Here is a 19,340-nt window from a genome sequence, read left to right on the forward strand (position 1 = left end):
CTTGCTCCTCTCCTTGGTAACGACTTCCCTACACCGCCACTTAACCCATTATGCAACGTGAATATGTCTCAGAGATGATAGGCGCTTTTAGTCATTACCTTAGAGGCCAGCCGTATGCCCCACTTCACCGGTGCCGGAAAGCGAACGCCCCCCGCTTCTAAGGCAAGCTGAGCATGGTGAGCTTCATCAACTGCCATCTGGCGCAGTATGGCGCGGGAGCGGTTGTCACCACGGGGTAGCGACTGTTGGTGTGAATCAAGATGCTTACCTACCTGCTCTTCGGTCGCGGCAACCAATCCCAAACTAATACGATCACTGACCGCCCCAGTGGCCGCGCCAATGCCAAAGGAAGCGGCATAAAACAACGGGTTTAAGCAGCTTGTTCGGCTCTGCAACTGCTCTAGACGCTCATCACACCAGGCAAGATGATCGATCTCCTCTAGCGCCGACTGCTCCATCTGGTGACGCACATGAGGAAGTTTAGCGGTCACGCCCTGCCCCTGATACAGCGCTTGAACACACACCTCACCAGAATGGTTGATACGCATCAAACCTGCTGCATGGCGGCGTTCTTGATCGTCGAACGTTCCCTCAGCCACACCTTCAGCGGGGCTGGTGCGCTGTGGTGAAGCAGCGTGTGGCATAAGCGTTCGTAAAACGGTATCGAACTGATGTATCAGGCGATCTGAACGACTCTGTTGACGATCCATGGCAACACTCCGTTGACTTGCGATAGCGATCTGCCGAACTCAACCGGCAGGCCATGTGAATGCACGCCCACCGAGTAGATGCATATGAATATGGTAGACCGTTTGTCCGCCCATTTCGTTGCAGTTCATCACCACGCGGTAGCCATCTTCAGCAAACCCCTGCTCGCGGGCAAGCTTGGCGGCGGTAAACTGAAGCCGCCCTACTGTGGCAATATCAGCCTCATCGATATCATTGAGCGTGGCGATATGCTTTTTAGGAATGATTAGCTGATGAGTAGGCGCCTGGGGGCCAATATCATTGAATGCCAACACGTGGTCATCTTCATAAACGATATCAGCGGGAATTTCACGGTTAATGATTTTACAAAACAGACAATCCATACAGCTCTCCTTTATTAACTACTTGCCACTTAAGTGTCGAATTATCTCTGCCAGTCTGATGATTGCACCGATGAATTGCACCGGTGAGAGGTAGCTTCAAGCCCACGACCTTTTAACGAAATCGTCTCTGGGAAAGAAGATGCCTAACCAAGGGGGCAAGAATCAACTCCATCGCCAGCGACATCCGCGCCCCCGGCACCACCAACGTGTGCGGACGGGTCATAAACGAGTCCTTAATCATCGCCAGCAGCCAAGGGAAATCAACGGTGGAGGGATCACGAAAACGGATGACCACGAACGACTCAGCGTCGGTGGGAATATCCTGAACTTCAAAGGGGTTAGAGGTATCGACGGTGGGCACACGTTGAAAATTGATATGAGTACGCGAAAACTGCGGTTGGATGTAGCGCACATAGTCATCCATCCGACCCAGGATAGTGTCAATGACCGCTTCTTGTGAGTAGCCCCGCAGCTTAGTGTCACGGTCGATCTTTTGAATCCATTCAAGATTCATGGTTGGCGCCACACCAACCAACAGATCCACATGGCGGGCAATGTCATACTCCTCAGTGACCAGCCCACCATGTAAACCTTCATAAAACAGCAGGTCGGTACCACAGGGAAGCGACTGCCACTCGGTGAAAGTACCTACCCGGCAGCCTGCTTCAATTTTCTGCTTATCCTCAGCATGGATATAGTGCCGAAAAGTCCCCGAACCGTGTTCGCCATACTCACTAAACAACCCTTCCAGACGATCCAGCAAATTCGCCTCTACGGCAAAATGCGAAAGTTCGTCTTTGCGTTCTGGCTCTTCTCGGAAGATGCGGTGCAGGTCATCACGGGTATAGCGGTGAAAGGCATCGCCATCGACCATTGCTGCATGCACATCTTCGCGCAGAAACATGCGCTCAAAGCTGCGCTTCACGGTGGTGGTACCCGCCCCTGAGGAACCGGTTACCGCGATAATCGGATACTCCCGAGACATCAGCCATACCTCGCGTGGGAAAGCGCTTGTTTAACCTGCTCGGGTACTTCGACAGGACGCCCAGTAGCACGATCAATCAGTAGCTGATTGATCCGTGCGGTAGCGACTACCTGCTGAGAATCTGCCTGGTAGATGCGCTGATAGATCGTCAACGCTTTGCCTTGGGGCTCGGGTACAGCGGTGGCAATCGTTAGGCCATCGGGCCAGCGCGCTTCACTTTGATACTGAACGGCGAGATCAGCGACCACCGAAGGGTATCCCTGCATATCCCACTCAGGCAGATCCAGTGCAGCAAAGGCTTGAATGCGCGCCTCGTGGAGCAGTGATACCAGCGCATCATGCCCCAAGTGACGGCCGTAGTTCATATCGGTTACCCTCACGGTCAAGGGGTGACGATGTATGACCGCCTCAGCGGGAAAGTCCAGCTTGACACGCTCCATGCCCTGTTTCCTCGTCAGTATTAGCTTAGCGTAAGGCGTGCTTACTCCTCTCGGGCAATCGCCCTGAAGGCGATATCACGGCGACACTCGACGCCGTCCCAGTGAATAGCATTAACGCCTTGGTACGCTTGCTGCTGCGCCGCTGAGACGCTATTGCCCAATGCCGTTACACACAGCACACGGCCACCTGCCGTAATAATCTCGCCCTGGGAATCCTGCGCGGTACCGGCGTGGAACACTTTGCAGCCCGTTTCTTCAGCCGCAGCTAAACCGTGAATCACGTCACCCTTGCGGTAGCTGCCAGGGTAGCCTCCGGCCGCCAGCACCACGCCCACCGCTGCACGGGAATCCCATTCGCAGCGTTGCCCATCCAGCTTGCCCTGGGCACCCGCTAAGCAAAGCTCAGCGAAGTCAGAGGTTAAGCGCAGCATGATTGGCTGAGTTTCAGGATCACCAAAGCGGCAGTTGTACTCAATAACCTTGGGGTTACCCGCCGCGTCGATCATCAGGCCTGCATATAAGAACCCTGTATAAGCATTGCCTTCTGCAGCCATGCCCCTCACGGTGGGCAGAATGACCTGCTCCATGATACGTGCATCAACCTCGGGCGTGACCACAGGCGCTGGTGAATAGGCGCCCATACCGCCGGTATTAGGGCCGGTATCACCATCATAAGCGCGTTTGTGGTCTTGGCTGGTGGCCATGGGTACCACATGCTCGCCGTCCACCATGACAATAAAGCTCGCCTCTTCGCCCTCCAGAAACTCTTCGATAACCACGCGAGCGCCTGCACCGCCGAAGGCATTGGCCTCCAGCATATCGCGAATAGCAGCCTCAGCTTCGGCTTCACTCAGCGCCACGATGACGCCTTTGCCCGCTGCTAGGCCATCCGCCTTAATCACAATGGGTGCGCCCATTTTGCTTAAATAGGCAAGCGCAGAGTCTACGTCAGTAAACGTTTGGTAGTCAGCCGAAGGAATATCATGACGGGCCAGGAAGTCCTTGGTAAATGATTTTGAGCCTTCCAACTGAGCAGCCGCCTGAGTAGGGCCAAAGATAGTCAGACCGGCCGCTTGGAACCGGTCAACAACACCTTCAACCAAGGGAGCCTCCGGCCCCACCACGGTCAAGCCAATCTGCTCATCACGGGCAAAAGCGACCAGGCTGTCGAGATCCGTTGCGGCAATCGCTACGTTGGTCAGCTTCGCTTCCGCCGCGGTGCCGGCATTGCCGGGGGCGACAAAGACCTGCTCAACCTGGGTAGATTGCGCCAATTTCCAAGCCAGGGCGTGCTCGCGACCACCGCCGCCTATCATCAAAACCTTCATGTGCATCCTTCTCAAACGGGAGAGCGTATATCGGCGGCATTATGCCACAGCGCAGCACCAAGTGGGGTCAGGAGGAGGGTTTGTTATCTTTGCTGGTATCGTTGCTATCGCTCTCAGGCTGCTCAGCATCACTCGACTCATCGGCTTGACCCGGCTGATTCAAGGTATTTTGCCAAAAGCGCATGTTCTCTTCGGCAAGCTCACGCATAAATTCTAACGGCGTGTTGCGCATTGCCTGTTTCCACTGGCTCTGCAAACGTTTCTGCTGCTCCAACATCAGTTGCGTACCCTGTTCGAGGTAACGCGACAGCGGCAACGGTGAGGTCATATCGTAAACCCGGATAAGCTGCGCTAGAAGATCGTTTGAAAACACTTCCGCTTCGCTATCCGCTTGCTCCTGCTCAATAATGATAGAGAGCAGAATAGTCCGCGTCAGGTCTTCTCCGCTTTTGGCATCTTCCACCCTGAACGGCTCTTCTTCGATGATTAACCGACGCAGGTCTTCCAGCGTCACATAACGACTCTGCTGAGTATCGTACAACCTGCGGTTTGCATATTTGCGAATTACGCGCACGGCGCATCTCCTTAAACGCGATAGGGACTTTTTTATTCCCGTTACTGGTTCCGTTGCTGATATTGTGCCTGCACCACGCGCCTATGCAAGCCACCTTAATAGTTTAGCAAGGCGTACCGTGCCTGCTTTGTGACCAATAGACCATCATTATGAATTTGATTCTGCTCAATCCCAACGATCTCACCAATGACGGCCACGTCTGCATCACCGATCCACGCCGACTAAAACACCTTCGTGATGTCCATCGATCCGCACATGGCGACCGGCTCACCGTGGGTGTGCAAGGCGGCGCCATGGGCAAAGCGATGCTAAAAGAGCTCAACGCTGAGCGCGCGTATTTCCAATTAGAAAACCTTGATGAGCCACCGCCGCCACCGTTACCCGTACATTTGGCATTGGCTCTGCCCCGTCCCCGTATGTTGGCGCGTACGTTAGAGCATGTGACGGCACTAGGCGTCAAAGAGATCACCCTGCTACATACTAAACGGGTTGAGAAGAGCTACTGGCAATCCCCTGAGTTACGCCCGGAGAAAATCCACCAGCACTTGGTACTCGGCTTAGAGCAAGCCCGCGACACCCAGCTACCATCGGTCACCCTGAGCAAAGGCTTTCGTCCTTTTTTGGAGCAGCAACTGCCTGGCTTACTCAGCGAACGCCGCGGACTCGTAGCCCATCCTGGCATGCCCAACGCTTGCCCAAGAGACATAAGTGAACCTACCCTGCTATTGGTAGGCCCTGAGGGCGGTTTTATTGCTTGGGAGGTAGAGCAACTAATGCTAGCAGGTTGCGAGGGTATGCATCTAGGCCCGCGCATTTTACGCGTTGAAACAGCCGTGACCGCGCTTCTATCACGGCTGTTTTAAGCATTTATCGATAGGTAAGTTAGGACTGTTCATCTTCTGGGTCGTGGGGCACAACGGTAGAGTTTTCCCCACACTCGGGCTCCTGCAAGAAGGTTTCACGCACATCCAGCAAGCCAAGGTGGCTAATGGTACGACGACCGAGCAGCAGCGGATAGTTCATTTCTTCACGGTCACGTAGACTAAACTGCTCTTCGTAAATGGTGTCGCCCATACAAACTTCCAACAACACCACGGGACGCTCGTCGCGGCCGCCTGCTCCGCGAACAGCCAATTCTCGATAAAGCGGCCGCTCAATTTGGTCGCTGAATACGTCTCCGCTTGCTTGATCTTCAAGCTTCAAACGAAAGCGCACCCACTCCTCGTCACCCTGCTCGAACATCTCTATATCGCGAGCGTCTAATGAAGAGGTTAATGCTCCGCTATCGAGCTTGGCTTTTACCTCGATATCCCAGGGTTGCAGGGTGGCTTTTTCAACCCAGCCGAATACCTGGTCATCATCTGCCATCGCCATGGAAGCAGACAGACCAGAACCTAACAACACGGCACCTAACATCACTCTGTTAAAAAACATCTTATCTATCAACTGCATAACATCATCCTTGGAAATTAGAAGCACCCTTTTAACACTGCTTACTGCGAACGCTGGCGTAGCTGTTCAAGTAGCTCCTGGGTCGCAAACCCATCCGGTATTAACCCTTGATCACGCTGAAAGTTCCGCAAACCTTGCCGGGTGTTGGGCCCCATAATGCCGTCCGCGCCGCCTACAGAGTATCCTACCCGGTTCAACGCGCGCTGAAGTTCTTGAACATCGTCACGAGTAAGTGGCGCTTGATCCCGGGGCCAGCTGTGCTGAATGCCCTCGCGTCCAGCGATCGCATCGCCTAAAGTCGCAACGGCCAGTGCATAACTGGTGGCATTGTTATAGCGTAAAATCGCACGGAAATTAGCACCTACCAAAAATGCAGGGCCATTAGCGCCAGCGGGTACCACGATAGCGGCGCTATCGAAGTTCGGCAATTCGCCCTGCTGCGCCTGTACGCCTTGGTTGCGCCACTCGGCACTGCTGCGGCGTTCGGTCTGGGCGTAATCAAACCCTTCGGGCAGGCGTACCTCAATACCCCAGGGTTGACCGGTTTGCCATCCGGCTCGGTCAAGATAGTTGGCCGTTGATGCCATGACATCGGGGATGCTGTCCCAAATATCGCGCCGACCGTCACCGTCGCCATCGACGGCATAGGCTTCGAAGCTACTGGGAATAAACTGAGTATGTCCCATCGCCCCAGCCCAGGAGCCCTTCATGTCTTCAGCAGCGATATCACCTTGATCAATAATCCGTAACGCCGCGAGCAGCTCACCTCGAGCAAAGTCACGGCGTCGACCATCGTAAGCCAGCGTGGCCAGAGACTCCAACGTCGAAAAATCGCCAAAATTACTGCCATAGTTACTTTCGATGCCCCAAATGGCGACGATTATTTCTGCTGGCACCCCATAGCGCTGCTCCATTTGCTGAGCAGTGTCACGGTGATCAGCCAGCTTTTCTTGACCGTTAGTAATACGCGTGGATGAAACCGCGGTATCCAGATACTCCCAAATAGGGCGAACAAATTCGGGCTGGTAGCCGTCGAGTTCAATCACACGCTCACGATAACGAACGCCATCCAGGGCGTTGCTTAATGTGGCTTCGCTGATCCCTTGGCCTGCAGCGTACTGGCGAAAATCTCGAAGCCACTGCTGAAAATTAGCGTAGCTAACCTCAGAAGCAGCCTGAGTATCGACTTCTGACATTAGCTGAGGGTTAGCGACCGCTACGCTTGACGCGAAAGGAGCGCTTAGCGCTGCGACTATGGAAACACACAAAAGAGGGCTGCAGCGCCGCCCAATAGAGAAATTACCAGACATTATATCGATCCTTAGGCAGTCCTTGGCATATCTGGAATGATGGCCTAGAAAAGAGGTAGATACTAGGGTCTGGCCGAAGGTGATAATTACTTTATAACGCTCTCCACGGCGGACGACTCAGCTAAAGTGCCTACTTCACAGCGAGGAATTAGCCATCGCTCCCACTGCTCGGGCACAACGCAGGGAGCATCAAACCTCAAGGGGTCTGCACGCCACGGCTGATGGCGCTCAAGGCCATTGGGCAGTGTTTCGAGCTGCTCCAGCCAGTGAGCAACATAGAGCCCCTGGGGATCGTAATGGCCCGCCTGTTTGAGCACATTAAAGTAACGATCTTGGCGAGGATCGCGACCAACACCAGCAATATAGCGCCAATTGCCCCAGTTGCTGGCCACGTCATAATCAATCAGGCAGTGCTCGAACCATAACGCCCCCAAACGCCAATCTACCTTTAAGTCTTTAACTAAAAAGCTAGCCACGTTTTGCCGGGCACGATTGGATAGCCAGCCAGTGTGGAGTAGTTCCCGCATAGCGGCATCCACAAACGGCAACCCCGTGGTACCGTTACGCCAGGCATCGAAAGCGGCACACGGCTGGTCAGTCTGGCGTGAGCCAAACATTTTCGCCCCTTCCAACTGAGCGGTACGGATAAAATACTCCCGCCAGAGCAGTTCGAAGCCAATCCAGTAGCTTGATTCATTACTGCCGTTTTCCGCTTCCCACGCTTTCACAGCCTCATAGACTTGACGAGCTGACAGGCAACCTCGCGCCAGCCAGGGTGAAATGCGGGTTGAAAAATTAGCCCCCAATAGCCCGTTGCGGGTTTTCTTGTAGGTTTCACCGCCCTGTTGACGCCACAAGTAATCCTTCAGACGCCCATGAGCCGCTGACTCTCCTCCCCTATAAGCGTAACCTTGGCGAGGATCGGGCTGCCAGGTAGCGCTCTGCTCACAGACGGCTTTTAGCGGCGGAAATCCCCTTGCCGCCTCGGGCCAAGGGGGCAACGTTATTGGAGCGCAGCGGCTGGCAGGCACAGCACATTCGCTCTCCACACTGCGCCTAAAGGCAGAAAAACTCCCAGGCAGCGCTTCCATCTCAAAAGGCAGCGCCTTTCGATCAATGAGTCGCCCACTCTCTATGCAATTGAGGGCCGTTTGACTAGGCAGGCCTTGCTCAACCGCCTGAATATGCGCGAATTCCTCAACCCCTGCATGGTCAGCAACACGCACCTCTCGTGCGTTTAGCTTTGACGCCAACTCAATCACCACATCACTGGGCTTGCCAATGCGCACCAGCAGATCACTGCCACGCTTTAGGAGCTCACCACGCAACTCCATTAAGCTTTGCCATAAAAAGCGCAACCGCGCAGGCCCAATACGCGGCGTAGATTCGACGTCAAATAATGGCAAGAACCATCGCTCATCTAACACGTAGATACACATCAGATAACTAGGAGGAGAGGCAAAGTGTAAAAGAGGATTATCAGCAATACGCAGGTCGTCTTGCAGCCAGACAATATCAATCGTGCTGTACATGCTTGTGCCTCCTAAGGGTACATTCCTGCCCAGAACTTGGTGCTATCACCGTGGCTTGCTTGGCTACTTGGCACTACGACGGCACCGCTCGCTGCAGTAGCGCACCTCGTTCCAGCAGCACGCCCATTTTTTCCGCCAGGGAAACGGTCGCTGGCATTGAGCACAGTCTTTTTGCGGTAGGTGTTGTTTGCGTCGCATGGTCACGTTTAATCACATTTCTACGGGGCATGGGGTAAAACATGAACACATTATCTTATACAGTACAATTATTGTACATGAATTTTATTGTACATTATTTGCTAAGGGCGAACTAATTACTCGCGTCTTAATACACCCCATATCCAGACGCAAAAAAACCACCCGAAGGTGGCTTAGCAGCGGTTATTCAATGGCTACTACGCTGTGGTTTGCTCTAGTCAAGCCTAGTCAGGGTCAGTCTCGCGAGGTTGGCGCTTGGCGTTCTCCTGGGTTTCCAGGCCGCTTTTAAGCTCATGGGTTAAGGGATCATAGTTCGGGCGCAACTCATCCTTTACGGTACCGCTCCACAGCTTCGAGCCAACAAAGTACCCGGCACGGCCAATCACGTGGGCCGCCACGGGGGCGGTCATCAGGATAAACACGATGATGGCAAATGAGCGGGCCACGATCCCCACTTCAGCAAAGTGCATGGCCGCTGCCAACATAATTAAGATAACGCCTAACGCCGCGGCCTTGGTAGTGGCATGCATGCGGGTTAACAAATCGGGCAACCGCAGCAATCCGACTGAGGCAAGCAGTATAAATAGTGCACCACCAATGATTAACGCGCCCTTTATGAAATCAATCATCCCTTGGGCCTCCCCTTTCCAAAAAGCGCGCAAACGCAATTGCCGCTAAGAACCCCATTAATGCGATCACAATGGCGGCATCCAGAAAGCTAGCCACGTCAGACTTGATGGCATAAACCCCGACCAATCCCACCACGGTGGTAGAAAAAAGCTCTAACGCCACCACCCGATCAGGCAAACTCGGCCCGCGCACTACACGCACAAAAGTAAAGATAAGCGCCAGGCTCATGATGACTTGGCTTATTAAAATGACGGTATCCATTAGCGAAATAGCTCCAAAGCCCGGTGCTCCATCTCTTTTAAGTTGCGCCGTAGCTCCTCTTCATTGTCTAAAAACATCGCGTGGATATACAAGACTTTACGGTCATCTGATACATCCAGGCTCAACGTTCCTGGTGTCAATGAAATCAGATTGGCTACCAGAGTAATTTCCATTTCGGTACGCGCGGAAAGCGGCATCGCAATGACCCCAGGCTTCATATGCCAAGGGGGGGTGACAATATCAAAAGCGACACGCAAGTTGGCTTGAACAAGTTCTTTTAGAAAAAAACCAATAAAGCCGATAAAACGCGGTACTCGCGCAGGATAGCCTTTTAGGGAATCAAGCTGAGGTTCGATGAGTATCAGCGTAATGTAGCCAAATATTAGCCCGACAAGGAGGTTTAAGCCGCTAAAATCACCGCTTAACAGTACCCAAGCAAGGCCTAGCAGTAGGTTCCAAATGGCTCCGGTCATCGCGCTGTCTCCCCGGCGTCCGCCTCAGGTTGATCTTCTGCCGCCCCCGTTGGCTGCAGCAGAACATCGTCTGCACTGGCTGAAGCACCCAATACGGCTTCGATGTACCCCGAAGGTTCAAACAGTTGATCACCAATACCCATCATCACCCACATAATAGGTTCTGCAAGCACACCAATGAGCAGAGAAAATAACGCCAACACCATAACGGGCGAATACATCATCCACAGGCTAGGCTTTAACAGACGACCGTCGTCACCAGTTGGCGTGGCAGTCGCAGGCACGTCGTTATCTTCGGGTAACGACTTCCAAAACACTTCATTCCAAATTTTCACCATGGAATAAAGCGTCATCAATCCCACCGCCAGTGCAATGCCGGTCACCACATAGGCTTCAATTTCCAGGCCTGCACGCACAATTACAAATTTGGCAAAAAAGCCTGACAGCGGCGGTATCCCCGCCAGCGAGAAGGCAGAAAGAAAGAACGCCACGGCAAGCCAAGGGCGATCTCGGTACAGCCCGCCCATTTTTTTAAGCTGGTAGGTTCCCTGCAAACGGTGGGTGATACCACTGATCAAGAAGAGATTGGTCTTCACCACCATGTTATGCACGATGGCAAACACGCCACCGGCGATCGCCAAAGGTGTGTAAAGAGCTAAGCCTAAGATCATATAGCCAATCTGGCTGACGATATGAAACGACAAGATTCGCCTAAACTCATGCTGGGCGGCGGCACCGAGCACGCCTGTTACCATGGTGAAGGCAGCACCCCAGAGCATAATCTCCTGGAGATAGCCCATGGTTTGATCGAACATCAGGGTGAAGACACGGAACATCGCATACACCCCCACCTTGGTGAGCAACCCGGCAAACAGCGCCGAAACAGCGACAGGCGGGGTGTGATACGAGGCTGGCAGCCAGAAAAATAGCGGAAAGGCGGCGGCTTTGATGCCGAAGGCCACCATAAACATGACCGCAAGCACTTCCACCATACCGGTGTGCTCTGCCTCATCCATGCGCAACGCAATGTCGGCCATGTTGAGTGTACCCACCATGCCATAGAGTAGCCCCACCGCGGTCAGGAAGATGACCGATGCCAACAGGTTCAAGGTGACGTACTTAATCGCCCCTTCCATCTGCGCGCGTTCTCCCCCCAGAATCAGCAGCGCAAAAGAGGCCACCAGCATTACCTCAAACCATACATAGAGGTTAAAGATATCGCCGGTTAAGAAGGCCCCCATCACCCCGGCGAGCAGCAGGTGCATTAACGGATAGTAGCCAAATTTTTCGTGGCCGCGGCCAGTGGTGGCCAGCGAGTAAACCCCCATTGCCAAACCGATAAGAGCGGTCATTAACACCATCACCGCACTTAACAGATCGGCTATTAAGGTAATCCCGAAGGGAGCTGGCCAGCTACCCATTTGCATGGTGACATAGCCATCTGACAACGTAGATACAAACAGCCACAGGCTAACCATGAGTAGCGCAACATTACCTGCCACCGCCAAAAAGCGCTGCATGGGGCGCGCGCGCCAAAACAACAAGGAGACTGCCCCGGTTAGCAGGGGCAAGAGGACGGGAAGAGCAACTTCAGGCCTCACGTATCAGTATCCTTCATCTTATCGAGATCATCAGCCTTAACGACTTCGTAGGCGCGTCGAATCAATACCACGGCAAAGGCAAGCACCCCAAAGGCAATCACAATGGCCGTCAGCACAACCGCTTGGGGTAAGGGGTCGGCTACCCCGCTGGGCGGCAGCATCATCCCCTCAGGGATAAGCGGAGGTGCTCCACGGGTCATGCCTGCCGTGGTAAAAATCAGTAAATTGGCGGCATTAGAGAGCAGCATCAGACCAATCACCAGTTTGACGATAGAACGACGCAACATCATAAAAATAGCCGTCGCATACAGCAGGCCAATCGCCACTGCCATTAATGGTTCCATGCTGTGCCTCCTGTTAACTCAAGGTTCATCCTTGTCGACCTCCATAAGCGTCATCACCATGCCGGTGACCGAACCCAGCACAGCAAAATAGACGCCTACATCGAAAATCAGCGGCGTGGAAGCTTTAAAGTCGATAACCGGGATAGTCCACCACTGGGCTGTCAGAAATGGCTGCCCCATAAACCAGGCAGGCACTACCGAGATCATTCCCAGCAATAGCCCAACCCCAATCAGGTCTCGGGGGTCGACCATGCGCAGCACTTCTTTGGTGGCACTTACACCAAAGGCAAACAGATACAGCGTAAACGCCCCTGCCGCTACCAAGCCGGCAATAAATCCTCCGCCCGGCTCGTCATGCCCTCGCAGCAATAGGAAAATAGAAAACATCAGTTGCAGCGGCATTAAAAACCGTGCGGCGGTATTAAGAATAATCGTGCCTGACTTAACCATCGTAAGGCTCCTTGGCAGCTACTTTACTGCTGTCGGTGGTTTTGGTGTTATTGCGTAGCTTTAACATGGCGATCACGCCGATGGCGGCAAGCGCTAACACGAACATCTCACCTAAGGTATCCAGGGCACGGTAGTCGACCAAAATGACGTTAACGATGTTGCGGCCATACGCCAAAGGCGCGCTGTTCTCAATCATGTAGGTCGAAATGGGCTCAAACTGTTGAATGCTCCAGGAGGTCATAATCAGTAGGCAGATCAAGATACCCACCATAGCGGCCACCACGCCGTCGCGTATGCGCTCCAAGCTGGTGGAAAGATTCGAGAAGCGTGGCAGGCGAAACAGCACCAGTACCAGCAAAATAACCGTTAAGGTCTCTACCAGCAGTTGGGTAATCGCTAAATCTGGCGCACTGAACAGAACAAAAATCAATGCAATGGAAAAACCCATGATGCCCACGGAAACCACTGCCCCCAGCCGCGATCGAGAAATGGTCGCAAACAGTGCCCCCATCACCATAGTGCCAGCCACGACTACCTCGTGAAAACGCACATCCAGGTCAACGGCAAACACAGGCGAATGGCGTAATAGAATTGAATTACCGATCAGTGCAATAAGCGTCGCTAACATCACTAAAATGTAGTTACGCATATAGCCGTTTTGGAGCAGCCGAGTTTGCCACTCTGAGAAGTGCACAATGCCATTCATCATGCTTTCATACCCAGCCTCGGGGCCATGGCGCATCACCGGTGCCAATACAGAGAGCTTGCCACGCACGCTGTCCCAACGCCTAAACAGCAAAAAGCCTAAACCAAGGCTAACGATCGACATTATCAACGCGACGTTAATGCCATACCAAAGCGACAGCGCCACTTCTACTGTTTGCCCAGATATAGCAGTGGCGGTTGCCGTTAACAACGCATCAGCACCCAGCACAGCGGGCATCAAGCCTAACAGGAGCGACCCTAGTGCGAGCAACGCGGGCCCAAGCAGCATACCAGGCGGGGCTTCATGTGGTTCAAGCGGGGTTTGGTGACGCTTACCGTAAAAAGGACGTAGCGCCACAATGAAAGCAACGGCGATAGTTAAAATAGATGCCAGAAAGGCGAACAGCACCAGTAGTGTTCGGAAGCTATCGGCACCGAGAACTGATTCAAGCATCAGTTCTTTACCGATAAAACCGAGTAGCGGCGGCACACCGGCAAGCGAAAGCGCAGCCACCAACGCAATGGTGGCAGTCAGCGGCATCACTGAGCGTAACCCGCCCATCTGGGTGACATCTTTCGTGCCGGTCTCATGATCGAGAATACCGGCGACCATAAACAGCGCCCCTTTATACAGCGAGTGCGCGAGCAGGAAGGTAACAAACGCGGTCATCGCGTACTCGGTGCCGATGCCCAATAGCATCGTCAGCGTGCCCAGCGCCATAATGGTCGAGTAAGCGAGCAGCTTTTTGATATTGGTGTGATGAATCGCTAAAAACGCACCCACCAGCATAGTGGTTGCGCCGACCACGGAAAGAACGCCAACCCACATCGCAGTGCCACCCAGCTCCGGGTGTAAGCGCGCCAGCAGATAAATACCCGCTTTCACCATGGTGGCCGAGTGCAGGTAAGCCGAAACCGGAGTCGGCGCGGCCATGGCGTTGGGTAACCAAAAGTGAAACGGAAACTGAGCCGATTTGGTGAAGGCACCCAGTAGCAAACAGATCAGCATAGGCGTGTAGAGTGCATGTTCACGCAGGTCAGCCTCTTGATCGAGAATCTCCGCCAGCGACCAGCTACCGCTGGCAATCCCTAGCAGCACCAACCCAGCCATTAATGCTAACCCACCCGCCACGGTAACGAATAAGCCCTGCCGCGCTGATTTACGTGCATTGATATCAGCGTGGTTAAAACCAATCAGCAAATAGGAGGTAATGCTGGTCAATTCCCAAAAAACGAATAGCGTTAATAGGCCGTCAGCTAATACCAGCCCCAGCATCGACACCATGAAGGCGACCAAGGCGATGTGAAATCGGGCAAGATCAGGGTGATCTTTAAGGTAGCCGCCGGCATATACCAGCACGCAGGCCCCCATAACGGTAATCAATAACCCAAAGAGTAACGATAGACCGTCCAACAGGAAGGTAAGGCTGATTCCCAGAGAAGGCACCCACTGCCACTCTAAAAGCAGGCTACCGTTCTCAATGACCTCAGGGGCTTGAAGTGCCAACCACGCCGCCAATCCGGCAGGAAATAGAGCCAATACTAGGCTGGCACGCTGGCCGAACCAGTGGTTTAACATTGGCGATAGCGCCGCCAGTACGAACCCCATTAAAACGGCAAATTGTATCAAGCGAAACCTCCTGAAAAACGAAAGGCTCACCACCAAGACAGCCGCTAGCGGTTAGACACCTTACTTTGCCAATAATATGCCAGCGTTGAATAATAGTGATTCTAAAGTTGTACACCATATAACAGGCAGTTTTGACTGACCAGTCAAACGCTTAAACGCAAACAGCCGCACAGCGATTAATTTCGCAGGGCGGCTGCTATTAGCTTTCAGTTATGACGAGTAGCTAGCTAAACTCTAGGGTTGGGGCCGATAGCCATCCTGCTAATTCATTGTTGATGACTGCTAACAGTGCCTCAATATGGTCATCGCGATCATTCAGGCAAGGTATATAGCTGAACGTTTCGCCACCCGCTTCCATAAAGCTATCGCGAATCTCCTCTTCGATTTCTTCCAAGGTTTCAACACAGTCGGAAGAGAAGGCAGGCGACATAATCGCAATGTGCTTATGCCCCTGCTCGGCGAGTTCTGCCACATGCTTAACGGTTTGTGGGCCGACCCATTTTTCAGGGCCAAACTGCGACTGGAAAGCGGTATCCACTTCCTCTTTGCTAAAACCAAGCTTCTCACGGAGCAGGCGCGTCGTTTTCTGGCACTGACAGTGGTAAGGATCACCCTCCATCAGGTAGCGTTCGGGAACGCCATGGTAGCTGGCAACCAGCTTGGTCGGCCGGGTCGAGAAACCGTCGTAGGCTTCTTGTACCGAGTTGGCCAACGCCTGAACGTAGGTAGGATGTTCAAAATAAGCGGGCACCGTACGTATATAAGGCTGCCACTTCATCTTCATCAGGGTGCGAAACGCCTGATCATTCGCCGTCGCCGTGGTGGGCGAACCGTACTGAGGGTATAGCGGAAAAAACACGATTCGCTCGCAGCCCTTCTCTTTTAATCGCGTCAGCACGCTTTCCGTCGAGGGATTACCGTAGCGCATGCAGAAATCGACCTCGACATCGTCACCATAAAGCGCCTTTAACCGTGCGGTCATCTTCTCGGTCTGGGCGCGCGTCGTTGTTAGCAGCGGGCTTTCGTTTTTCTCGTTATTCCAGATTCCCCGGTAGGCCTTGCCCGATGAGAACGGACGCTTGGTCAAAATAATCAGCTGTAGCAACGGCTGCCATTTCCAACCGGCATAGTCGACCACACGCTTATCAGAAAGAAACTCATTAAGGTAACGACGCATTGACCAGTAGTCGGTGGCATCCGGGGTTCCCAGGTTTGCCAGCACAACACCCACCTTGGCGCGCGCTACTGGTGGATGATCGCTGGGTGCATGGGCCAAGCGGCCCTCGCCCGGCTGATCCTTGACGACATTCTCGGTCATTACTCATGCTCCTGAAAAATAACGATGGTGCTCAGTACCTCTATCAATTGATTAAATCCTATCACTTTTCGGCAAAGTGGCGGTATAAAGTTATACTATCGGCATCATTTGTATAATTACAGGCTAACTCATGTCCAAGCCTTTGCTTTTGGTGCTCGGCGACCAGCTCTCGTTTTCACTCACAACGCTGCAAGAAGCGCCCGCCAATGCCGTGGTTGCCCTGTGCGAAGTTGGCGAGGAAGCGCGCTATGTTCCCCATCATATCCATAAAATTGGCTTCTTTTTGGCTGCCATGCGTCACTTTGCCCAGGCACTGCGCGAAAAAGGCTTTCAAGTGCACTACAGCGCGCTGGATGATGCAGATAATTGCCACTCCCTTATTGAGGAAGCCGAACGCATCGCGCAACAGTACGGCTGCAATGAGATACGCGTTGCCCGACCTGGCGAATGGCGGCTATGGGAGACGATGCAGCAGCGCGAAAACGCAACGATTCCGTGGCGACTACTTGAGGATGAGCGCTTTTTCACCACACCCGATGACTTTAGCCAATGGGCAAGCGGACGCAAACAGCTGCGCCTTGAGTACTTTTACCGAGAACAGCGCAAACGTACCGGGTACTTGATGGAGGGCGACGAGCCCGTTGGCGGCAAATGGAATTTTGACCACGACAATCGCCAGCCTATCAAAGCCGCACTGGATTTCCCTGAGCTACCTCAACATCGCCAGGATGCACTGACAAAAGCCGCTCTGGCTGATGCCGAGCGCCACTTTAGCGATCATATGGGCACATTGGCGAACTTTAACCTTCCGGTGACACGGTGGCAGGCATTAGTGGATCTAAAGCATTTTATAGACCATGGACTGGCTGATTTTGGCCGCTATCAGGATGCGATTAGCGATTCAGCGCCCTATCTATATCACTCGCGCCTCTCAGCTGCGATGAACATCGGCCTGCTGTCGCCCCATGAAGTCTGCGAAGCCGCCGAGCAGCGCTACTATGACGGAGATGTGCCGATCAACGCCGTCGAAGGGTTTATCCGCCAGATACTTGGCTGGCGCGAGTACGTGCGAGGGCTCTACTGGACACAGATGCCTAGCTACAAAAGCGCTAATCAATTAGGTTTTGAGCGCGACCTGCCAGCGTTTTACTGGGACACGGATACCGATATGCGCTGCTTGCAGCGCGCTATTCAGATGACCATCGACAATAGCTACGCCCACCATATTCAACGACTGATGGTGACAGGCAATTTCGCCTTACTATGCGGAGTTAAACCTGAGGCGCTATGCGACTGGTACTTGGCGGTTTATGCCGATGCCAGTGAGTGGGTAGAGTTGCCTAATACGCTGGGGATGGTGCTCCATGCCGACGGCGGCTTAATGGGCTCAAAGCCCTACTGTGCGTCGGGCAAGTATATCGACAAAATGTCCGACCATTGTCAGCACTGCCGTTACTCACCCAAGCAGGTCACGGGGCCAAAAGCCTGCCCTTTCAACAGCCTTTACTGGCACTTTCTCGAAACCAACGCTGAGCGCCTGAGTAAGAACCCTCGTATGAAGCTGATTTACGGCTCCCTCAACCGCATGGCCGATGAGAAGCGCGAGGCTATCCGCCAACAGGCTGAGCACTTTTTGGATCAATTGGAAACATCGCCTGGCTACGGGCAGCCCTACCACACAGCAGGTTATTCGGCCAATACCAACCAGGAGTCACCATGAGCCGCTACACGCCACTACATGCTGCACCGCCAGTTATGCTATTTCACGATGGTCACTGCCCCTTTTGCCAACAGGAAGTCGCGTGGCTGGAAAAGCATCGCCATCGGGAACACATCGCGCTGATAGATATTCAGGCCCGTGATTTTAACGCTCAGGCGTATGGGCAAGAATTTAACGCCATGATGGGCCAGTTGCACCTGCGTGATAGTCAAGGGAGATGGTACATCGGCATGGATGCCAGCCGTGCCCTCTATGCAGTGTTGGGCTATCGGCGGCTGGTGAGGTTTTCGTGCTTACCGGGAGTACACGGCATAATGAATGCCGGTTACCGATTTTTTGCCCGTCGCCGAATTCGGCTTGGGCAGTGGTGGGAAAAGCGTCAGGCTAAACGTTGATGGGTGAGAGCAGCGTTAAAAAACAAGCGGCATACGCGATGTGAGCGGCTCACTATAGTGCGCGTCGCGGCCTATCACTTCATCGTGGGGCACATGCTGTACTAGGTAAGCGCGATGAATCCCGGCGCGCTTGAGATCCATATAGGCATCATCTAGCGAGCGAAACAGCATTGGCTTGGTACGCTGCGTCAGCATATGACGCTCGCCTTCAACGTCTTCCAGCTCAACCTGATAAAAACGGCTGCCCGAATGGGTAATCACGCGAATTTCAAAATTGTCGTGATTGGCGACAAACTGCTTAAGATCCTTAAGTTCCATGGTTCCCTCCTATTATTTGGCTATTTCATACGTTATGTCAGACGGCATGTCATCAGGGCACAGCATGACTGTACCCCATGACACTTCTGTTGCCCCGTCATTGCAATGTAATGACAACAAGCAATAACTAGACATTAATAGCTAGGAGGTCAATAGTGCAAGAGAGTTCCTGACCGGAAGGTCAAGATATCAATTGATTATTGATATTCAGAGGGGTCGATCGCTTTGCCAAGCGAATTGCGGTCAATCCAGTTGCCGCCTTTAGTCTCTTTGTAGCGGAACACGACCTTATCTCCCACCGTCACAGGCAGCTCACCATCTTCAGTCTGGTAACTATACTTCTCGCCTGCGACCACTAAATGGTAGCGATAAAGATCCGGCATACCTAGCCACTCTTTAAAAGGGCCTTCGCGCTCTATCGCCTCTAGCTCACCGCGACCTTCTAACTTAGGAAGACGCTGCCGGTTACCGCGCCGAAATCCACCTGCCATTTGCTGCTCCCGTTTTTACATATCGTGGGTGAGGCATTATACGAACTCGCCCCCCATCCTCAAGCTACTTATCACTAGCCTGTCATCACAAACC

The 19,340-nt window shown here is 53.3% G+C and carries 23 protein-coding genes; 3 read left to right on the forward strand and 20 right to left on the reverse strand.

Translation table 11 applies throughout. The features are described 5' to 3' along the window. Positions 1 to 68: 68 nt before the first annotated feature. The 6 genes from coq7 to phaR all read right to left on the reverse strand — a co-directional run bounded on the left by coq7 (position 69) and on the right by phaR (position 4,418). Positions 69 to 710 carry a 2-polyprenyl-3-methyl-6-methoxy-1,4-benzoquinone monooxygenase gene (gene coq7 / locus YERSI8AC_RS15465; RefSeq protein ID WP_009287679.1) on the reverse strand — a complete coding sequence of 214 codons (642 nt, stop codon included), beginning with the start codon at positions 708 to 710 and terminating at the stop codon, positions 69 to 71. Positions 711 to 749: 39 nt separating this feature from the next. Further along, positions 750 to 1,091 (reverse strand): histidine triad nucleotide-binding protein, encoded by a 342-nt coding sequence (locus YERSI8AC_RS15470; RefSeq protein ID WP_022522743.1) that lies wholly within the window; start codon positions 1,089 to 1,091, stop codon positions 750 to 752. A gap of 112 nt (positions 1,092 to 1,203) precedes the next feature. Continuing rightward, entirely contained in the window at positions 1,204 to 2,076 is an 873-nt protein-coding gene (locus YERSI8AC_RS15475) for a phosphoribulokinase (protein WP_009287678.1), read from the reverse strand. Continuing rightward, a complete protein-coding gene (locus YERSI8AC_RS15480) occupies positions 2,076 to 2,516 on the reverse strand; it encodes an acyl-CoA thioesterase (RefSeq protein ID WP_022522742.1) in 441 nt (146 codons plus the stop codon). Before YERSI8AC_RS15480 ends, YERSI8AC_RS15475 begins: the two co-directional genes overlap by 1 nt. 41 nt (positions 2,517 to 2,557) lie before the next feature. Then, positions 2,558 to 3,844 carry a phosphoribosylamine--glycine ligase gene (purD, locus tag YERSI8AC_RS15485; RefSeq protein WP_022522741.1) on the reverse strand — a complete coding sequence of 429 codons (1,287 nt, stop codon included), beginning with the start codon at positions 3,842 to 3,844 and terminating at the stop codon, positions 2,558 to 2,560. Between the two features lie 67 nt (positions 3,845 to 3,911). Beyond that, a complete protein-coding gene (phaR, locus tag YERSI8AC_RS15490) occupies positions 3,912 to 4,418 on the reverse strand; it encodes a polyhydroxyalkanoate synthesis repressor PhaR (protein ID WP_009287676.1) in 507 nt (168 codons plus the stop codon). Between the two features lie 149 nt (positions 4,419 to 4,567). Here phaR and YERSI8AC_RS15495 point away from each other — a divergent pair, with 149 nt between their 5' ends. After that, positions 4,568 to 5,281, forward strand: a complete 714-nt coding sequence (locus tag YERSI8AC_RS15495; RefSeq protein WP_022522739.1) for a 16S rRNA (uracil(1498)-N(3))-methyltransferase — start codon at positions 4,568 to 4,570, stop codon at positions 5,279 to 5,281. A 19-nt stretch (positions 5,282 to 5,300) separates the two neighbouring features. Here YERSI8AC_RS15495 and rloA3 read toward each other — a convergent pair whose 3' ends face one another. The 12 genes from rloA3 to hemH all read right to left on the reverse strand — a co-directional run bounded on the left by rloA3 (position 5,301) and on the right by hemH (position 16,322). Further along, positions 5,301 to 5,870: a retropepsin-like aspartic peptidase RloA3 gene (gene rloA3, locus YERSI8AC_RS15500; protein ID WP_022522738.1), complete on the reverse strand. Its 570-nt coding sequence runs from the start codon at positions 5,868 to 5,870 to the stop codon at positions 5,301 to 5,303. A gap of 41 nt (positions 5,871 to 5,911) precedes the next feature. Beyond that, on the reverse strand, positions 5,912 to 7,180 hold the full coding sequence (locus tag YERSI8AC_RS15505) for a lytic murein transglycosylase (RefSeq protein WP_022522737.1): 1,269 nt from the start codon (positions 7,178 to 7,180) through the stop codon (positions 5,912 to 5,914). An 86-nt stretch (positions 7,181 to 7,266) separates the two neighbouring features. Further along, a complete protein-coding gene (locus YERSI8AC_RS15510) occupies positions 7,267 to 8,712 on the reverse strand; it encodes a DASH family cryptochrome (RefSeq protein ID WP_022522736.1) in 1,446 nt (481 codons plus the stop codon). A 63-nt stretch (positions 8,713 to 8,775) separates the two neighbouring features. Then, on the reverse strand, positions 8,776 to 8,910 hold the full coding sequence (locus YERSI8AC_RS15515; protein ID WP_081742653.1) for a DUF2256 domain-containing protein: 135 nt from the start codon (positions 8,908 to 8,910) through the stop codon (positions 8,776 to 8,778). 224 nt (positions 8,911 to 9,134) lie between these two features. Next, positions 9,135 to 9,539 (reverse strand): monovalent cation/H(+) antiporter subunit G, encoded by a 405-nt coding sequence (gene mnhG, locus YERSI8AC_RS15520; protein ID WP_007113321.1) that lies wholly within the window; start codon positions 9,537 to 9,539, stop codon positions 9,135 to 9,137. Continuing rightward, entirely contained in the window at positions 9,532 to 9,801 is a 270-nt protein-coding gene (locus YERSI8AC_RS15525) for a monovalent cation/H+ antiporter complex subunit F (protein WP_022522735.1), read from the reverse strand. Before YERSI8AC_RS15525 ends, mnhG begins: the two co-directional genes overlap by 8 nt. After that, positions 9,801 to 10,274, reverse strand: coding sequence for a Na+/H+ antiporter subunit E (locus YERSI8AC_RS15530; RefSeq protein WP_022522734.1), 474 nt, complete (start codon positions 10,272 to 10,274; stop codon positions 9,801 to 9,803). Before YERSI8AC_RS15530 ends, YERSI8AC_RS15525 begins: the two co-directional genes overlap by 1 nt. Further along, on the reverse strand, positions 10,271 to 11,875 hold the full coding sequence (locus tag YERSI8AC_RS15535; protein WP_022522733.1) for a Na+/H+ antiporter subunit D: 1,605 nt from the start codon (positions 11,873 to 11,875) through the stop codon (positions 10,271 to 10,273). The genes YERSI8AC_RS15530 and YERSI8AC_RS15535 overlap by 4 nt, the downstream gene beginning before the upstream one ends. Next, a complete protein-coding gene (locus YERSI8AC_RS15540) occupies positions 11,872 to 12,219 on the reverse strand; it encodes a Na+/H+ antiporter subunit C (protein WP_022522732.1) in 348 nt (115 codons plus the stop codon). The genes YERSI8AC_RS15535 and YERSI8AC_RS15540 overlap by 4 nt, the downstream gene beginning before the upstream one ends. Positions 12,220 to 12,237: 18 nt before the next feature. Further along, positions 12,238 to 12,669: a Na+/H+ antiporter subunit B gene (locus YERSI8AC_RS15545; RefSeq protein WP_022522731.1), complete on the reverse strand. Its 432-nt coding sequence runs from the start codon at positions 12,667 to 12,669 to the stop codon at positions 12,238 to 12,240. Continuing rightward, positions 12,662 to 15,001, reverse strand: a complete 2,340-nt coding sequence (locus YERSI8AC_RS15550) for a putative monovalent cation/H+ antiporter subunit A (protein ID WP_027960148.1) — start codon at positions 14,999 to 15,001, stop codon at positions 12,662 to 12,664. The genes YERSI8AC_RS15545 and YERSI8AC_RS15550 overlap by 8 nt, the downstream gene beginning before the upstream one ends. Before the next feature lie 226 nt (positions 15,002 to 15,227). Then, complete coding sequence (gene hemH, locus YERSI8AC_RS15555; protein WP_159177027.1) at positions 15,228 to 16,322, reverse strand: ferrochelatase; 1,095 nt, start codon at positions 16,320 to 16,322, stop codon at positions 15,228 to 15,230. 130 nt (positions 16,323 to 16,452) lie between these two features. Between hemH and YERSI8AC_RS15560 the strand changes: the two genes are divergently transcribed. Continuing rightward, positions 16,453 to 18,042, forward strand: a complete 1,590-nt coding sequence (locus YERSI8AC_RS15560; RefSeq protein ID WP_159177028.1) for a cryptochrome/photolyase family protein — start codon at positions 16,453 to 16,455, stop codon at positions 18,040 to 18,042. Further along, positions 18,039 to 18,437 carry a thiol-disulfide oxidoreductase DCC family protein gene (locus YERSI8AC_RS15565; RefSeq protein ID WP_159177029.1) on the forward strand — a complete coding sequence of 133 codons (399 nt, stop codon included), beginning with the start codon at positions 18,039 to 18,041 and terminating at the stop codon, positions 18,435 to 18,437. The genes YERSI8AC_RS15560 and YERSI8AC_RS15565 overlap by 4 nt, the downstream gene beginning before the upstream one ends. A 15-nt stretch (positions 18,438 to 18,452) precedes the next feature. Here YERSI8AC_RS15565 and YERSI8AC_RS15570 read toward each other — a convergent pair whose 3' ends face one another. Next, positions 18,453 to 18,755, reverse strand: coding sequence for a DUF6482 family protein (locus YERSI8AC_RS15570; RefSeq protein ID WP_027960145.1), 303 nt, complete (start codon positions 18,753 to 18,755; stop codon positions 18,453 to 18,455). Positions 18,756 to 18,952: 197 nt separating this feature from the next. Then, on the reverse strand, positions 18,953 to 19,246 hold the full coding sequence (locus YERSI8AC_RS15575; RefSeq protein WP_022522725.1) for a hypothetical protein: 294 nt from the start codon (positions 19,244 to 19,246) through the stop codon (positions 18,953 to 18,955). Positions 19,247 to 19,340: the final 94 nt, after the last annotated feature.

The sequence above is a fragment of the Halomonas sp. 113 genome (assembly GCF_904067645.1).
Taxonomy (GTDB): Bacteria; Pseudomonadota; Gammaproteobacteria; order Pseudomonadales; family Halomonadaceae; genus Vreelandella; species Vreelandella titanicae.

What these genes read in the sequence shown, in the direction of transcription:
- YERSI8AC_RS15540 (WP_022522732.1), bottom strand. Translation starts at nt 12,219, where the DNA reads ATGGAACCATTAATGGCAGTGGCGATTGGCCTGCTGTATGCGACGGCT.
- YERSI8AC_RS15525 (WP_022522735.1), bottom strand. Translation starts at nt 9,801, where the DNA reads ATGGATACCGTCATTTTAATAAGCCAAGTCATCATGAGCCTGGCGCTT.
- YERSI8AC_RS15470 (WP_022522743.1), bottom strand. Translation starts at nt 1,091, where the DNA reads ATGGATTGTCTGTTTTGTAAAATCATTAACCGTGAAATTCCCGCTGAT.
- YERSI8AC_RS15495 (WP_022522739.1), top strand. Translation starts at nt 4,568, where the DNA reads ATGAATTTGATTCTGCTCAATCCCAACGATCTCACCAATGACGGCCAC.
- YERSI8AC_RS15545 (WP_022522731.1), bottom strand. Translation starts at nt 12,669, where the DNA reads ATGGTTAAGTCAGGCACGATTATTCTTAATACCGCCGCACGGTTTTTA.
- YERSI8AC_RS15560 (WP_159177028.1), top strand. Translation starts at nt 16,453, where the DNA reads ATGTCCAAGCCTTTGCTTTTGGTGCTCGGCGACCAGCTCTCGTTTTCA.
- YERSI8AC_RS15475 (WP_009287678.1), bottom strand. Translation starts at nt 2,076, where the DNA reads ATGTCTCGGGAGTATCCGATTATCGCGGTAACCGGTTCCTCAGGGGCG.
- rloA3 (WP_022522738.1), bottom strand. Translation starts at nt 5,870, where the DNA reads ATGCAGTTGATAGATAAGATGTTTTTTAACAGAGTGATGTTAGGTGCC.
- YERSI8AC_RS15530 (WP_022522734.1), bottom strand. Translation starts at nt 10,274, where the DNA reads ATGACCGGAGCCATTTGGAACCTACTGCTAGGCCTTGCTTGGGTACTG.
- hemH (WP_159177027.1), bottom strand. Translation starts at nt 16,322, where the DNA reads ATGACCGAGAATGTCGTCAAGGATCAGCCGGGCGAGGGCCGCTTGGCC.
- YERSI8AC_RS15510 (WP_022522736.1), bottom strand. Translation starts at nt 8,712, where the DNA reads ATGTACAGCACGATTGATATTGTCTGGCTGCAAGACGACCTGCGTATT.
- mnhG (WP_007113321.1), bottom strand. Translation starts at nt 9,539, where the DNA reads ATGATTGATTTCATAAAGGGCGCGTTAATCATTGGTGGTGCACTATTT.
- YERSI8AC_RS15480 (WP_022522742.1), bottom strand. Translation starts at nt 2,516, where the DNA reads ATGGAGCGTGTCAAGCTGGACTTTCCCGCTGAGGCGGTCATACATCGT.
- YERSI8AC_RS15570 (WP_027960145.1), bottom strand. Translation starts at nt 18,755, where the DNA reads ATGGAACTTAAGGATCTTAAGCAGTTTGTCGCCAATCACGACAATTTT.
- purD (WP_022522741.1), bottom strand. Translation starts at nt 3,844, where the DNA reads ATGAAGGTTTTGATGATAGGCGGCGGTGGTCGCGAGCACGCCCTGGCT.
- YERSI8AC_RS15505 (WP_022522737.1), bottom strand. Translation starts at nt 7,180, where the DNA reads ATGTCTGGTAATTTCTCTATTGGGCGGCGCTGCAGCCCTCTTTTGTGT.
- coq7 (WP_009287679.1), bottom strand. Translation starts at nt 710, where the DNA reads ATGGATCGTCAACAGAGTCGTTCAGATCGCCTGATACATCAGTTCGAT.
- YERSI8AC_RS15515 (WP_081742653.1), bottom strand. Translation starts at nt 8,910, where the DNA reads ATGCGACGCAAACAACACCTACCGCAAAAAGACTGTGCTCAATGCCAG.
- YERSI8AC_RS15575 (WP_022522725.1), bottom strand. Translation starts at nt 19,246, where the DNA reads ATGGCAGGTGGATTTCGGCGCGGTAACCGGCAGCGTCTTCCTAAGTTA.
- YERSI8AC_RS15565 (WP_159177029.1), top strand. Translation starts at nt 18,039, where the DNA reads ATGAGCCGCTACACGCCACTACATGCTGCACCGCCAGTTATGCTATTT.